Below are 15667 nucleotides of genomic sequence, written 5' to 3'. Positions count from 1 at the left end.
TCGTGTTTGTGTGTTTGCCGGGCTTCAGCGAAGCAAAAAAAAGCCCCGCGACCGAATGTACGCGGGGCCAAAAAATGGTTGGTTGCGGCCAACCAAAGGAGCTCGTTGAATCAGTGCGCGCTGGCGACAGTCTCGGCTTGCCAGCCGCCGCCCAATGCTTTGTAAATAGCCACTACGCCGCGATACAACTCAACCTCGGCCTGGGCCTGGCTGTCTTCTGCCGCAAGACGCTCGCGCTGGGCATCGAGCAGCACCAGAAAGTCCACCGTGCCTTCGCGATAGCGAATGGCTGCGAGGTCAGCTGCTGTACGACTTGACTCACTTTGACGTATTAACGACAGCAAGCGCTGTTGGCGTTTGCCGTAGTCACTGAAGGCGTTTTCCGACTCTTCCAGCGCCAGCAGTACTTGCTGCTCGTAACTGGCCAGGGCGCCATCGGCCTCTGCATCGGCACCGCGCAGTCGTGCCCGCACGCTGCCCAGGTCAAATGCAGGCCAGGTAATGCGTGGGCCCAGTGCCCAGGCATTGGCTGCTGCTGAACCGATTTGCGAGCCACGCCCGGCAGTAAAACCGAGGAAACCGCTAAGGCTGACCCGCGGGAACAGGTCGGCCTTGGCCACGCCGATACGGGCCGTCGCCGCTGCCAGCTTGCGCTCGGCACTCATGATGTCCGGGCGTCGTTGCAGCAGGTCGCCGGGATTGCCGATATTCAGCGCCTTGGCAATGGCCGGTAGCTGTTTGGGGCTCAGATCCACGCTCAATTGCTCAGGTCGCTGGCCCAGCAAGGTGGCGATACGATTGCGCTCGCGCACCTGCTCGGCCTGCAATTGCGGCACGCTGGCTTCAACCGAGGCAAGGCGGGCGTCAGCGCGCACCACGTCCAGCTGATCGCCAACTCCGGCGTCACGCAGGCTTTCAGTGATGGCCTTGGAGTCCTGCTGGTTTTTCAGGTTGTCCAGGGCGATGCGCTCGCGCAGCTGTGCACCCCGTAGTTCACCATAGGCATCCACCAGTTCGGCAATCATGGTCACTTGCAGTTGATACAGATCGGCCGCAGCCGCCTGCTCGTCGGCATCGCTGGCCTCCAGCTCGCGCTGGATACGGCCAAACAAGTCGATTTCCCAGGCCATGTCCAGGCCCAGGTCGTAGCGCTCACTGTTGACGCGCTTCTCGGTGGTGCCCGGAATCTGGCCCTTGCCCACATCGCTGCTGGCGCGGCTGGTGATGGTCGGCATGATGTCGTTGCTGACATCATCGCGAATCGCCCGGGCCGCCCGTAGGCGGGCAAATGCCACGCGCAGCTCGCGGTTGCCGGCCAGAGACTGGGTCACCAGCTGGTTGAGGGTCGGATCGTCAAACTGTTGCCACCAGATCCCTTCAAAATGTGCCCGATCAAAGCCCTTGAGGTTGTCGGCACTGATCTGTGCCGGGGCCGTGGCCGGGGTCGTGTAGTCCGGGCCCACGGCGCAAGCGCTCAGGGCCAGCACCAACAGGCTCGGCAGAAAAACTTTCACGCTCATTGTTGCGACTCCAACGTGAGGTGCTTGGCCGCTTTGCGCGCTTCACTGCGCTCTACATAACGGCGAATCAATACATAGAACACCGGCGTCAGCAGCAGGCCGAAGAAGGTCACCCCGAGCATCCCGGAGAACACCGCAACACCCATCGCATGGCGCATCTCTGCACCGGCACCGCTGGACAGCACCAGAGGCACCACACCCATGATGAAGGCGAAGGAGGTCATCAGAATCGGCCGCAGACGCAGACGGCAGGCTTCCAGCACCGCTGCCAGCGGGTCGAGGCCTTCTTCCTGTTTGTCCTTGGCAAACTCGACGATCAGAATCGCGTTCTTGCACGCCAGCCCCACCAGTACGATCAGGCCGATCTGGGTGAAGATGTTGTTGTCACCCCCCGAGATAATCACCCCGGTAATGGCTGAAAGCAGGGTCATGGGCACGATCAGGATCACCGCCAATGGCAGGCTCCAGCTTTCGTACTGGGCAGCCAGTACCAGGAATGCCAGCAGTACACAGAGCGGGAACACGAACAACGCGGTATTGCCTGAGAGGATTTGCTGATAGGTCAGCTCAGTCCATTCGTAGGTCATGCCGTTGGGCAGTTCTTCCTTGAGCAGTTTTTCCATCGCCGCCTCGGCCTGGCCCGAGCTGTAACCCGGTGCTGCGCCGCCGTTGATTTCAGCGGTGACAAAGCCGTTGTAGTGCATCACGCGGTCAGGACCTGCGGTGTCGCTGACCTTGATAAAGGTCGCCAGCGGGATCATTTCGCCCTTGTTGTTACGCACCTTCAGCTGGCCGATCTGCTCGGGTTCGAGACGGAACTGCTGCTCGGCCTGCACATTCACCTGATAAGTCCGACCGAAGCGGTTGAAATCGTTGGCATACAGCGAACCCAGGTAGATCTGCAGGGTATCGAAGATGTCGCTGATGGCAACGCCGTGGGTCTTGGCCTTTTCGCGGTCGATAGCGGCATCGACTTGCGGCACGTTGACCTGATAGCTGGTGAACAACCCGGCCAGTTCCGGCACGTTATGGCTCTTGGCAATCACGTTCTGCACTTCTTTGTACAGCTCGTCATAGCCCAGACCACTGCGGTCTTCGACTTGCAGGCGGAAACCGCCAATGGTGCCCAACCCCTGTACCGGCGGCGGCGGGAAGATGGCGATATAGGCGTCCTGAATGTCGGCAAACTGTGCGTTCAACGCGGCGGCAATCGCCGCTGCCGACTGACTTGGGTCCTTGCGTTCATCAAACGGCTTGAGCGGGGTGAACACGATGCCGCTGTTCGGGCTGTTGGTAAAGCCGTTGATCGACAGGCCGGGGAAAGCCACCGAGTTGGCAACGCCAGGTTGCTTGAGAGCAATTTCGGACATGCGTTTTATTACCGCTTCTGTGCGGTCCAGGCTCGCGGCGTCCGGCAGTTGGGCGAAGGCCACCAGGTATTGCTTGTCTTGCGGTGGTACAAAACCGGTGGGCGTGTGGGCAAAGCCAGCCCAGGTCAGCACCATCAAACCTGCGTAAACCAGCATGGCGATGCCGCTGCCACGGATGATCCGCCGCACGGTACCGACATAACCGTTACTGGCCTTGACGAAGAAGCGGTTGAACGGGCCGAACAACCAGCCACCGAACATACGGTCCAGCAGACGAGTGAAGCGGTCTTTCGGCGCATGATGGCCTTTAAGCAATACTGCTGCCAGTGCAGGGGACAGAGTCAGCGAGTTGAAAGCCGAGATCACCGTCGAAATGGCAATGGTCAGGGCAAATTGCTTGTAAAACTGGCCGGTCAGGCCCGAAATAAATGCGGCCGGGATAAACACCGCACACAGTACCAGCGCGGTGGCAATGATCGGTCCGGTTACTTCGCGCATGGCCCGCTTGGTTGCATCGACGGGGTTAAGCCCCAGCTCGATATTTCGCTCGACGTTCTCCACCACCACAATCGCATCGTCCACCACGATACCGATGGCCAGCACCAGTCCGAACAGGGACAAAGCGTTGAGCGAGAAGCCAAACATATGCATCACTGCAAACGTACCGATCAGCGATACGGGCACAGCGACCAGCGGGATAATCGAAGCGCGCCAGGTTTGCAGGAACAGAATTACAACCAGTACTACCAGGATCAGGGCTTCAAACAGGGTGTGGACTACCGCTTCAATCGAACCACGAACAAAGATGGTCGGGTCGTAAACGATGTCGAAATCCATGCCCTCCGGGAAGTTCTTTTTCAGCTCGGCCATCTTGGCGCGAACGTCATTGGAGATCTGGATGGCGTTGGAACCCGGACGCTGGAAGATCGGGATCGCTACCGCCGGCTGGTTGTTCAGCAAGGAACGCAAGGCGTACTGGCTGGAGCCCAGCTCAACCCGGGCAATGTCCTTGAGGCGGGTGATCTGGCCATCATCACCGGAGCGGATGATGATGTTCTCGAACTCCTCCTCAGTGACCAGGCGGCCCTGGGTGTTGACCGACAGCTGGAAGCTGGTGGCATTGGGGGCGGGCGGGGCACCGAGGGCACCGGCAGCCACCTGGCGGTTTTGCTCGCGAATGGCGGTCACTACATCAGTGGCTGTCAGGTTGCGCGAGGCAGTTTTGTTTGGATCGAGCCATACCCGCAGCGAGTAATCGCCCATGCCGAACATCTGCACATCGCCAATACCGTTGAGGCGCGCCAGCTCATCCTTGATATTGAGGATGGCGTAGTTGGACAGGTAGAGCATGTCGTAGCGCTTGTCCGGCGAGGTCAAGTGCACAACCATGGTCAGGTCTGGCGAGGCTTTGTCCACCGTGATGCCGATGCGCGTCACTTCTTCCGGCAGTTTGGGCTGGGTGCGGGTCACCCGGTTTTGCACCTGCACCTGGGCGTTGTCCAGGTCTGTACCCAGGGCAAAGGTGATGGTCAGGGTGATCTTGCCGTCAGCGGTGGACTGCGAAGACATATACAGCATGTTCTCGACACCGGTGATGGCCTGCTCCAGTGGTGCGGCCACGGTGTCACCGATCACCTTGGGGTTGGCACCGGGGAAGTTGGCGCGCACCACAACGGTAGGCGGAACCACTTCAGGGTATTCGCTGATCGGTAACTGGAACAGCGAAATGCCGCCCGCAATCAGGATAAGCAAGGAAAGCACAGCGGCGAAAATCGGCCGCTGAATAAAGAACTGGGAAAAATTCATCGGAGTTATCGTCCCTTAACCGCGAGGAGTCGCGATGCTGGCCAACTTCGGCGCGCCAGTGGCGGGCTTGATTTGTGGCAGGTTGCTGGCTTCCAGGGCTTGTCGTTGTTGTGCCAGGGCGGCGAGGGTCTGTTCGTTGGCCATCGGGATCACTTCAGGCGTTACCGGCGAGCCGGGGCGCACTTTCTGCAGGCCCTTGACGATAATGGTGTCGCCCTTGTTCAAACCGCTGCGAACAATGCGCAGGCCTTCGATTTTCGGGCCCAGGTCCACGGCGCGGTAGGTCGACTTGTTGTCGGCGTCCATCACCAGCACGAATTTCTTGCCCAGGTCGGTGCCCACGGCTTCTTCATTGATCAACACGGCGGAGTAGGTGGCGCTACCGACCAGTTTCAGGCGTGCATACAGGCCGGGGGTAAAGCTGCCGTCGGCGTTGTCGAACACGGCGCGGCCACGGATGGTGCCGGTTTGCGGGTTGACCCGGTTGTCGACGAAGTTCATCTGGCCCAGATGCGGGTTGCCGTCTTCGTTGGACAGGCCCAGGTACACCGGTGTGGTCTGGCCGCGTTGACCCTGACGGGCAAGCTGGTTGTACTTGAGGAACACACGCTCGTCAGCGTCGAAGTAGGCGTACACCTTGTCAGTGGACACCAGGCTGGTCAGCGGCGTGACATCGGCGGTGACGATGTTGCCCGCAGTGATTTCGGCACGGCTGACGCGGCCACTGATCGGTGCAGTGACGCGGGTAAAGCTCAGGTTGAGTTTGGCCAGGTCCAGTTCTGCCTGGATGGCCGCGACGCCGGCACGGGCTTGCTGGGCAGCGGTGGTGCGCGAGTCGGCCAGCTCTGCCGAAATGGCATTGCTCTGGCGCAGACGTTCGCCGCGCTGGGCTTCGTTGTCGGTACGGCTGGCATTGGCGCGGGCCTGTTGCACCTGGGCTTCAAGCTGACGCACGGTGGCCTGGAACGGGCGCGGGTCGATCTGGAACAGCAAGTCGCCCTTTTTCACCAGGGCGCCCTCGGTAAAGGCGACCTGATCAATCTGGCCCGACACGCGTGGACGAATTTCTACAGTCTCTGGAGCTTCCAGGCGACCGGTGAATTCATCCCATTCGTTGACCGGCTGTTCAAGCACCTTGGCCACACTGACTTTTGCAGCAGGAGCCGGAGCAGTCGCTTGGGGAGTTTTGCCGCATGCGCTCATCACCACAATGGCCAGGGCCGCAAGTGGGAAGCGCAAATGTTTAAGTGACTGTTCCATGAGGGGGAGTCCGCCGATCTATTGAGATGGGCGGATAATGCTGGCGCGAGTGCTGGCGCACGAATCGAACCCAGCGAAGATCAATATCATCCGGAATGATACAAAGCGTTACCAAGCTCTCTAGCCTGCGCTTTTTGTTAGGAAACTATCAATTAAATTCTGTGTTATTGCCAGCGTAGGGTGTGTTGCACGACGGGTAATAATAACCAATATGTACCACCTGCCACGCTGATTGCTTGCCTAGACTGCGTGCGTCTTTGTGTCAGTCAGGTCACGCATCCATGTCTTCCCTTCATCGATTCACACCTTTACTCACGGCCTACGATTCCCGGGGCTCAACTGTGCGCACGGTGGCATACCACCGGCAGCTGTTTCGCCACCTTGGCGGGCCGCGCTACCGGGTGGTCGGGGTGCGTAACCCGCACTGATGATGCCCTCGCGAGCAAGCCTGGAGGATGACTATTGTGCTCCGGGCCCGGGCTTGCATCGCGATGTGGTTGGTCAGCTTGAACCAGGCTCCCAGGTGTCGTTTTCATCTTCGCTGATGCTGTACCAGGTGCAATGGGTCTGGCGGCTTAGATGCCCCCTGGCGTTGAGCTTGCTCGTCATACGGCCCAACGGGTCATACAACAGCTGATCGCAGTAGCCATCCTTGCGCCGGGCTTCATCATCGATAAAGCGATAGTGATCGGCGAAGTAAGGCCGATAGTTTCGAATGGCCAGGCCCTTGTTGTTGTATTCGACCCTGCCGCTGACCCGCCAGCGATGTTCGCTGAACGCACGCAGGGGCTTGCCGTCACTGTCAAGGCTCAGTCGCCCCGACGGGGCAACCACATACGCTTCACCCGCCGAGGTTTTCTGCTTGGTTTGCAGCTCACGTCCAAAGCCATCGGTGAACGTCAGGCTGATCCGGATTTGCCGGTTAACGCTGTCGTCGCTCGACGGGTAGTTATCGGCTTGCAGCACAGCGGCATAGACCGGTTCGCGGCGTGCCTGGAGGATCTGTTCGTTCAGTTGGCGATTCGCCGTGATGCTCATGTCCAGTGTTGCCAGGCGCATGCGGCCGCTGGCACGAATATATCCGTCCGGAGTCAGATATCCCTGCGTTACCCATTGTGTGCCGGGGGGGGCTGCCGGGATGTGGCCCATCCAGTTGAAAGGGGCGTGGAAGCAGGCGCTGGCAGCATCGAGCAGCGCTGTTTGAGGGTTGTTGATGGCAAAAGCGGGGCTGTTATTGGCTGGGCGCCTGTAGTCCGTCAGCGGGGCGAACCCTGTTGGTTTGCCATTTTCCTGGCCGTAAACACTGGTTACTTGCAACTGGCCGAATGCATCGTAGCGCGCTTGCCGAACAGTCCCCTGGGGGTCGGTGATTTCGATGGGCAACATTAACCGGTAGTCATAGACGGCTTGGGTGCTGCAACCGTCCACGGCCGTTACTGCGGCGATATGGCAACCGTAACGGTCATGGGTGAGTGTGGTCGCTGAGTGGCTTTCAGAGGCTCGCAACTGATTGGCCCGGTAGAAACCATGCACGTCGGTGTAACGGGTAAAGCCCTGTTTGAGTGACCACAGGGCTGGCGCTGCGCGGGTGTCTGTTGGCTCAGGCAGGAACAGGCTCATGGGATGGTAATGCTCCTGGACGAGGGTGCTGGCCAGGTCGAACGGGGTTCCTCCGGGCAGTGCAGGTACATCGTCGTAGGCGGCAAGTGCCTGGTCGTCGAGTTCGGCCGACTCTTTGAAGGCCGTCAGCGCCTGAAAGCTGGCCTGGCCCGCCGGTAACGGGGCGTCACTCTGCGCCAGGCAGTAATATTGCACGGACAACCCCCCCAGAGTGCGCTGTGCCTGCGGTCGCACAGGGTTGTCAGCGGTGTTGCCGATTAACAGTTCATAGCTGGTATGCGCGCTGTTGAGGGCTTCTTTTTCAACCACCAGTGCATTGCTGCGTTGCCGGTAAGGCAGTTGCAGGCGCCAGCGTTGAGGATTGTCCAGATGAATGAACTGCGCCCGGATTTCACTGATGTAGTGCATCTGCTGGGCCGGGTCGTGGGTATCGCGCCACCAGGTCTGTTGATGGGCCTCATCGAATGGCGGCAGGTCGGATGCGCGCTTGCGCCGGGCGTAATTTATGGTTACCCCGTGTGTCAGGCTGCCATAACGATCCCGGCGCAGATTGATGATGTGCTGGCAGGCGGGGTCGGTTGCCTCGCGCTCGTAGCGGTAGACCCGTGACTCCAGGGCAAGTACCAGCAGGGATTCGGGCGTCTGCAATTGACGCAGCATATAGCGGTACTGGCTGACGGTAAAAGGCACTCGTGACGATTCCGGGTCATCGGCCGCAAACACTTCTTCACGCAGTACCAGCCCGCTCAGTGCCAGAGCCATCCTGCGCCCGGAAGCAGGCGGTGGCAGTACGCTGTCTTGCTCCTTATCGGCTTCCAGGCGGGTCAGCAGTGTGTTGCCTGGCGCAAGGGCCAACCTGTCGCCCGCCCAGTATTGGTCCTGCGGCATATCAAGGGCTTTTCCGGTGTGAAACCAGGTCTTGCGCAGCAAGGGTGCGGTTGCTGCCTTGTCGAGTTTCTGGCCGGCAGGGCCCTCGGTGTCGGTTGCCATCAGCAAACCGAAGCCCTGGAACTTGCGTTCGAGACTGTCGTAGAAACCTTCCCTGTAAGTGAAGCGTTGGGTCAGCTGATTGCCGCTGATCTGATCCAGCTGTTGCTGCTCGCTGACCAGATGCAGCGCAAATGGCAGGCCACCGGTGCGCTGTGTCCGTTGCGGTTTTTCGTCCAGCCACTCCTGGGCACTGCTGCGGTAGCTAACCCGGCCTGATGCCCCCATGTTGTTGTCGGTACCGATCAACAAATAGGGTTTTTGCCGGACAAAGTCGTATCGCCAGTGACGGGCTGAAGGGAGAAGGACGGAGAGGATCAGGCTGGTGCAGCCCAGCCCTTGCAGGTCGGCCACACTGACCTGGCAAAAGCGGTCATGCTTGACCCCCTCGGGCCAGGGCAGCGGTGTGGGCACGGCTTGCAGGCCGTTGCCGCAGAGGTTCATGAAAATCAGTGCCCGATCGGGCTGAAGGTAGATCAGGTCACTGGCGCCGGAGCCATCCAGATCGGCCAGCAGTACTCGCGAGGCCTCAAATTCGGCGTAGGTGAAGGGCAGGGTGGCGAATACGAACCCTTTGCCAAATCGGCCCCGGCCCAGATTTGGCCAGCACTTGATTTCATCATGACGAATGCGCACCAGGTGTTGCTGGCCACTGCCCAGCAGATCGCTGAACGCCATCAGTTCAGTTTCGCTATTGCCGGGCAGTGGCAGATCGTTATCGGGATGCGGCATGTCCGCGGCAGGGGCAAAACCCTGCGAGCCTTTGTTGCGATAGAGCCGCACACTGTTGCGGCCAATCAGCGCCAGGTCGTCAATACCGTTGCCCATCAGGTCGGCGAGCTGGGCTGTCGGCTGGAAGAACTCCTGCGGCAATGCTGCAAAAGGCGCGAAGTTTGCCCAGCTCCGGTCGTTTTCCAGGGTGAAAAAGCCACTCATGCCCGGCTGGGCGATGATCCACTCCAGCTGGCCGTCGCCATTGAGGTCCGCCAGGGACTGGTACAGCGCACCAATCTGCTGCGCCACCGGGATACGCTCCAGCATTTGCAGCGGGCCATAGGCGACGTCATCAGGCTCGACCGGGTTGGCAGCCCGGACGGGTTCGCGGTAGTACCAGCTTTTGTCAGAGCGCCAGAGCACTCCCGGCAAGCCGTCGTTGTAGAGGTCAACCAGTTGATAGCGCTGGTTGTCGTTGATACCGTCCAAAGCGTCAAAGCGTTGATAGCCTGAAGGCATGCCAGTTAACTGGAAGTCGCTGTAAGTCAGCTCCAGGGGCGGCCAGTGGCAGATCTTTGCGCTGGCATCGCAGGCCTGGCTGTGCAGGGCCTGCAACAGGCTGCCTGCGGTTGCGGTGGTCATGTACTCCAGCAGCAGCCGGCGGGTCAACACCGGTTCGCGGCCCATTGCTGGCTCTTCAGGGAAGTAGTGGAACATCAGGACTTGCCGGCAAAGACGCCGGCTCGCCAGTTCAAAGCCATAGGCATAGTGACACAACGGATCACTGCGTTCCGGCCATGGTTGTTGCACCCCATAGGAAGGGAGGCGTGTCAGATCAGTTGTGCGTTCGCCGTAGTCAAAGACCAATTCAAAATGCCATTGTTTTTGCGCCGGTGTTTCTACCGTCCATAATTCCAGATGCTCCCTGGGCACGATATTGGTGTAGCCGATACGGGCAAGGTAGCGCTGGGCGCTGTAGTCTCGAGGGCCACTGCCCCGGGTGTCAGCCTTGTACTGATAGTAGATCTGCTCGCCGTGGGGGTTGAGGCTTTCCTCAAGCAGCCATTGGGCAACATGGGCAGGCGCCTGCGGATCGGCGATGCGGGCCGCGTGCGTTTTGCCAAACAGGTACAGGTTGCCGTCTGCGCCCTGGACCAGCCAGAACCCTGCGGGGTCTGACGTCGATGACCAGTGCTCAATGCGATCGAAAGTGGTTTCGTGGCGTGGCAGGTAGCGCACCACAGTGTAGGTGGTGTTCAGTTGAAGCCCGTTGAAACGGCTGCTGGAACGGGTTTGCAGCATGCCTTGGGCTGTCCGTTCGGGGAGCAGTTCCGTACCTGACGGACCGATAAATACATCCTCACTGTCATAGGCGGGTACGCCCTTGAGCGTGCTGCGTGCAATCGAGCCAGCGAAGGCTGCCCAACCGATTCCGAACGGGCCATTACCCAGGGCACTGTTGTAAGTCAGGCTGATGGCCGGGTCGAAACCCCGGCCCGGCGACAGTGGCAGGGGAACCTCGAACGAGGCCGCACCGGTCATACCGACGGCTCCCCATGTGGTGCCGATACTTTGTATTGCGCCTCCGCCCTTGGGCAAGGACGGTGTTTGCACCTCGCCTGTGCCGTGTTGTTGGGTCGTCATCCCTGACCTCCTGCGCTTCTCGCGGTGTAGCGCACATGCACGATGATGTCGCTGAGGGAATTGAGCATGGATGACTGGGCTGCAGGGTTGGGAACGCCAGTCGCCATTTGGACACTGCCCCGGTGTACTCGAAGGGCAGATAGCGTTCGTCATTGTCGAAGTTGAGGGTGAACAGGCCGCTGTCATTGAGCCCTGTGGACAGTGCGACCTGCTCCCTGACCCGCATGTTGTCGAGCATATCGTCGTCTTTTGCAGACAGGTGGGTTCGGTTCCAGGTCTGGGTCAGGGTCGCGCAAATGTCTTCATAAGGTCCGAGCGTGGCAGGCAGCGAGACGCTGACGCTTTTTATCCGGCGCAGGTAATGACCGGGGTAGTCGTCGTCGAACAGCGCCTTGCTCAACTCAAAATCCACGGTGCCATTGACGATCATTTCGTGCTTCAGCGACGCCCAGTCCTTGTTCAGCGTGGGCCCCCGATCCTTGCCATGCAACAGGCGCAAGGACAGGGTTTTGCTGATTTCCAGTTCACGCTGGTTACGTTGCATATAGGCAGTATTCATGTTCTGCAGGTCGAGCTTGAGCGACTCGCCTGCGGTCAGCCCCTTGAATTGATTGTGCCAGTGGCTGCTTTGGATAAAACGGGTGCTCCAGTCCGCACGTTCAAATTGCCAGCATGCCTGTGCGCTCAAGCACAACGAATGGGCTGCGTCGTAGGCCTGATAGTAGAAAGAAGCCAGATGACTATTGAGCCACTGATACAACTGTGCGCTGGAAAAATGCTTGCTGAGCACCTCGTAGGTGAATCTGGCCTGCTCCATAGCTGTTTCCGTGTGTCTGAGTTGCAAGCGCAGCACCGTGCTCTGCTGTTCGTGGGCCTGCAGTTGCAAGTCGGCCTGAATGAGCTCCTGACGGCACTGCTCCAGGGCCTGGGACCACTCCTGGACGCGGCGGTTGAACAGCGCTGTACGATCCAGATGACCGGCATTGGCGCGTTTCTCATTAGCCATATTTCGGGCCGCAGCCTGAATCGCATAAAAGGCGCCTTCATAGCGCATCCCGCCGTTGGAGGTGCCGAAAATATTGGGTGCCAGCATCGCCAGCCCTGCAGCAGCCTCGGCTACGGATGCTTTGGTTTCCCACTGTGCGCTTTCAAGATATTGCTGGCTGGCTTGTGCTTCGGCTGGAGAGATACCTTCATTGAGCAATTTTTCGAAATACCGCTGGCGGCTTACCAGTACCTGGCGACCGGCCAGCAGCGCCTCGCGGTTGGCTTCGTCAGCCCGCATGCTCTGGCGTTGTTGATCGACGGCGATTCTGGCGAGGTCCCAGGCATGTTGTTGCTGTAACTGAAGGTGCTCGTTCTGCTCTTTGCGCTCGAACAGCACAAGCAGGGTATTACCGAGCTGGATGACATTCTCGACCAGGGTCGCGGCATGGGCATGGACAACCTGGTAGCGATAATGGCCGATTTCCCTGGTTTGTTGGCGGGTCGCAGACAATGGGTCAGAGCTGGCATTGTGGGCGTAGTGGCTCAACAGCAGGTGCGGAGCCAGCGCGGGTGCGAACAGTGCCTGTTGCAAGGGTTTTGCGCTGATACTGAGGTGATGTCGAAGGTTGTAGAGGCGACTTTCAAGTTTGTCCCAGCGTGACACCAGGTCCGGATTCAGGGGCAGGTACAGGGTGCTCTGGCTTGATGCGAACAGATCCTGCAGGGTTAAGGGTTGCCAGGGATCGGCTCGGCTGATTTGCGGCCTTGGCCCCAGCAGGCTACTGGCCCGAACGTACCAGAGCTTGGCCTCTGCCAGGCTATCGGCACTGGCTTGACGATAAGCGGCATCGCCGCGATTGAGCAGGATGTCCAGGTACAACATATACAACGCTTGGCGGAAACAGGACGGGCTACTGAGGGCTATCTGATGCGGATCGTCCGGGTTGTCCTGCTGGTAACCCGGCTCTGATTTGTCCTGGGTCAGGGCGGGCACTTTCCAATATCTTGAGTGTTGCTGCGGTTCAGTTGCCCTGCTTTCTGGATCGAAGATGTATTTGAGCCAGGATTGGGCCTCGGCATAACGCTGCTCCATGTTCAATCGGCAGGCCACCAGCCAAGGAAGGAAGAGGAACAACTCCCGGAAATACTTGCCATGGGCGCCATGAAAATCCAGGGAGTGGGGCGTGGCATTGCTGGTAAGCGCCGGTTCGTGCGATTGATTTGTGGCTATCGTAAACAGCCGGTCGAGACTGACATTGGCGGCGGCGCTCAGGTGTCTGCCAATAGTGGTGTTCATGTGGATCGGCGCACGAAGGGTTCTCGGTGAAGCCACATCGCTGTACTTGAGAAGGGAGCCGCTGAAGTCGATAAACTCGGCTGTTCCTTCAGGCTGCGCCGGGCTGCGTGAGATTCTGGGCGCCAGAGGTGTAATGGGGGTGGCGTTATTGGGATCCAGTTTCAGTCTCAGTGACTTCAGTGCATAACCTCGCAGGCTGCGGCTGTTATGGCGTGTGTCCGTGTCGTAAATCAATACTCCGTGAAGGATCGTGATTGGCCGGGTACCCGTGCTTGCAATGCTGCTCACTTCCTCTTCAGGCCGTAGCGTTTCAGGATTGAGTTGAATATGGGCGCTGAACAGATGGGCCGGGGTCAGGCTTGTAAATACGCCGTTGAGTGCGCGGCGGGAGGTATTGGGTTCACCGACGATATAGCTGTTGTTGCGATGGATGTTGTAAGGGTGCGGTGTGTTTTCGTCCCGTGTAGTCATGATCACGGGCTTGTAGTGGCGGGTATATAACGTGGCAATGACACTATCAAATAACCAGTCGTTCTGACTGTTCACTTGCTCATTGAGTGTGGCGTAAAAATGAAGAGTAATGCGGTGGTCGGAATGAGCGTTTTCAAACAAGGTATTGAAAGCGTCGTATTCGATGTATCTGCCTTCCAGCGAAACGCTCCAGTCTTTGCGTACGGCACTTAACCTTTGCGGTTTTACGACGCTGAGGGCGTCGTCGGGAAATTCATATATCAGGCTGGAATAGGTAACGCCGGTTTTGTGACTGGTCATTGAGACCGATACCCAGCTGCAGGGTGGGATCAGTTCGGTCTTGAGAGTCAGCAGCGAGCTATGTTCCAGCTTGAGTTTGCCGCTGCTACCGGGAAGCGGCCGCAGAAGGGCAAGATGAAGAGTAAGTTCGGCCCGGTTGGTACTCGCCCTGAAGGTTACCGACTGGTGTTCGGGGAATGCTTTTTCAAGCCTGGCGTTGACTTCCAGCGCACAGGATGTGGTGTTGAAGACAATATCGCTGTGGTAGTGCTGGTCACTTATATAAGCCTGTTTGTTCTCGAAGTTCCATCCTGTAAATGCCGGGGTCGGGGTACTGCTGACGATGTCTGTTATTGCGACGGTTTCGCTGGTCGGGGCGTGGAAATTGAAATTTCGCGAATTGTTGTAGATGAACAGGGATAAATAACGTTTCGCCAGTTTTTCGTGTTCAGCGTTGGGTTTAAGGTCTGCCACTGTGCCCCTTGAGAATAACCGCTCACTGCTGAAGTCCTGGTCGAGTCTCACGGCCTGGAAAAAGTCGCTGCGGGTGTGATCCCTGCCGGCGACGGGCTTTTGCGGAGCATGGGCGTTCAGCCCTAAAAACAAGGATGCCGGGCTAGTACTGGTGTCCAGCACGGCCACTGTTTCAGTCGCCTGCATCAAGGCGTTCTGGTCCAGTTTGTTAAGCTCTTTCATCACGCAGTATTCATCACTGCACACCCGTGGCACGCTCCAGCTGCCATCGTATTTCATGTAGCAAAAGTAAAGGCGGAACTGAATGAAACGACTTTTCAGGTAGTTTTCCAGGCGTGCTTTATAGTTTTTTTCCGATTCGTCAGGCTCTGACCAGAAATAATCAGCGCTGTAACTGGCCGCTGCCGGGGATATGCATTGAGCCCAGACAACAAACAGGCGGTTGTTAAAGCAAATCGGACGGACGCTGTGCTCCGGGATGTTTTCCGAGGCAGGCAGAGGTATTTTTTTCCAGTCAGACCAGGCGCCGGGCTGTGGTGCGTCCTGCTTGAGGGCAGGGGCACTCCCTGTGGCGGGATGCAAGTAGCGCCTGGACATATCCAGCGAGCGCCAGTAGTAAGTGTTCTCGACAGTTGATCGGGCAACAAAGTAGTAAGTGCTCTCGGCGAACCTGTCTTTTTCACCATCAATGTAACCATTCAGGGTCTTGAGGCTGCAGATCTCTTCAAATCGGGCCAAGTAGCGTTGAATGGCAGGCAGTATATTGTCCGAGTTAATTCGACATTGATTTATGTCGTTCTCAAGCTGCTGGAAACTTTCGGTTTTATCACGGCGTAACATCGGGTTCAGATAGTTGGCCGGAAAGCTGCGTAACTGTTGAATCGCACGCCAAACCGAATAGGCATGCAGATTGTTGCGCCAGGTGTTTTGTTGTTTGGTTGTCATGCCAAGTTTGTCGTAGCCAGGCTCCAGCCCCACTGAAATGGCGTTGATATATTGCTGCAGGCTGGCAATGGCGCTGGCCACACGACTGGTAGGCACTGCCTGACTGACTTGCACATCCAGCAGCCAGTAGGTGTACAGGTCGTTGGCGTTGTTGATTGTGTGCTTGCGAGCCGGGGTTTGCAGGGTGGTGTCTTCAGGCAGCACGTAGGTGAGGTAGAACGCGAGCAAGGCATCGCGCAGCTGCTCATTGAGTTGCCGGTGGCGTTGGTCAGACATGGACATTCCTCGGAAAG

General features: G+C 58.4%; 5 protein-coding genes. All 5 read right to left on the bottom strand.

All coding sequences use genetic code 11. The annotated features are described in order from the left end of the window. Positions 1-110: 110 nt before the first annotated feature. Entirely contained in the window at positions 111-1520 is a 1410-nt protein-coding gene (locus tag PPTH39_RS02445) for an efflux transporter outer membrane subunit (protein ID WP_095000342.1), read from the bottom strand. After that, the gene (locus PPTH39_RS02440) at positions 1517-4696 is read right to left on the bottom strand and encodes an efflux RND transporter permease subunit (protein WP_095000341.1); all 3180 of its coding nucleotides are present in this window, start codon (positions 4694-4696) and stop codon (positions 1517-1519) included. The genes PPTH39_RS02445 and PPTH39_RS02440 overlap by 4 nt, the downstream gene beginning before the upstream one ends. A 15-nt stretch (positions 4697-4711) precedes the next feature. Further along, positions 4712-5956: a multidrug efflux RND transporter periplasmic adaptor subunit MexE gene (mexE, locus tag PPTH39_RS02435; RefSeq protein ID WP_130871528.1), complete on the bottom strand. Its 1245-nt coding sequence runs from the start codon at positions 5954-5956 to the stop codon at positions 4712-4714. A 501-nt stretch (positions 5957-6457) separates the two neighbouring features. Further along, positions 6458-10819, bottom strand: coding sequence for a SpvB/TcaC N-terminal domain-containing protein (locus tag PPTH39_RS02430; RefSeq protein WP_232527594.1), 4362 nt, complete (start codon positions 10817-10819; stop codon positions 6458-6460). Continuing rightward, positions 10722-15650 carry a Tc toxin subunit A-related protein gene (locus PPTH39_RS02425; RefSeq protein WP_232527593.1) on the bottom strand — a complete coding sequence of 1643 codons (4929 nt, stop codon included), beginning with the start codon at positions 15648-15650 and terminating at the stop codon, positions 10722-10724. Before PPTH39_RS02425 ends, PPTH39_RS02430 begins: the two co-directional genes overlap by 98 nt. Positions 15651-15667 lie beyond the last annotated feature (17 nt).

Origin of the sequence: Pseudomonas bubulae (assembly GCF_900618535.1) — a bacterium.
In the GTDB taxonomy this organism is placed as follows: domain Bacteria; phylum Pseudomonadota; class Gammaproteobacteria; order Pseudomonadales; family Pseudomonadaceae; genus Aquipseudomonas; species Aquipseudomonas bubulae.
The sequence above is the reverse complement of the archived record's forward strand: the minus strand, read 5'-3'. Positions and strand labels throughout refer to the sequence as shown.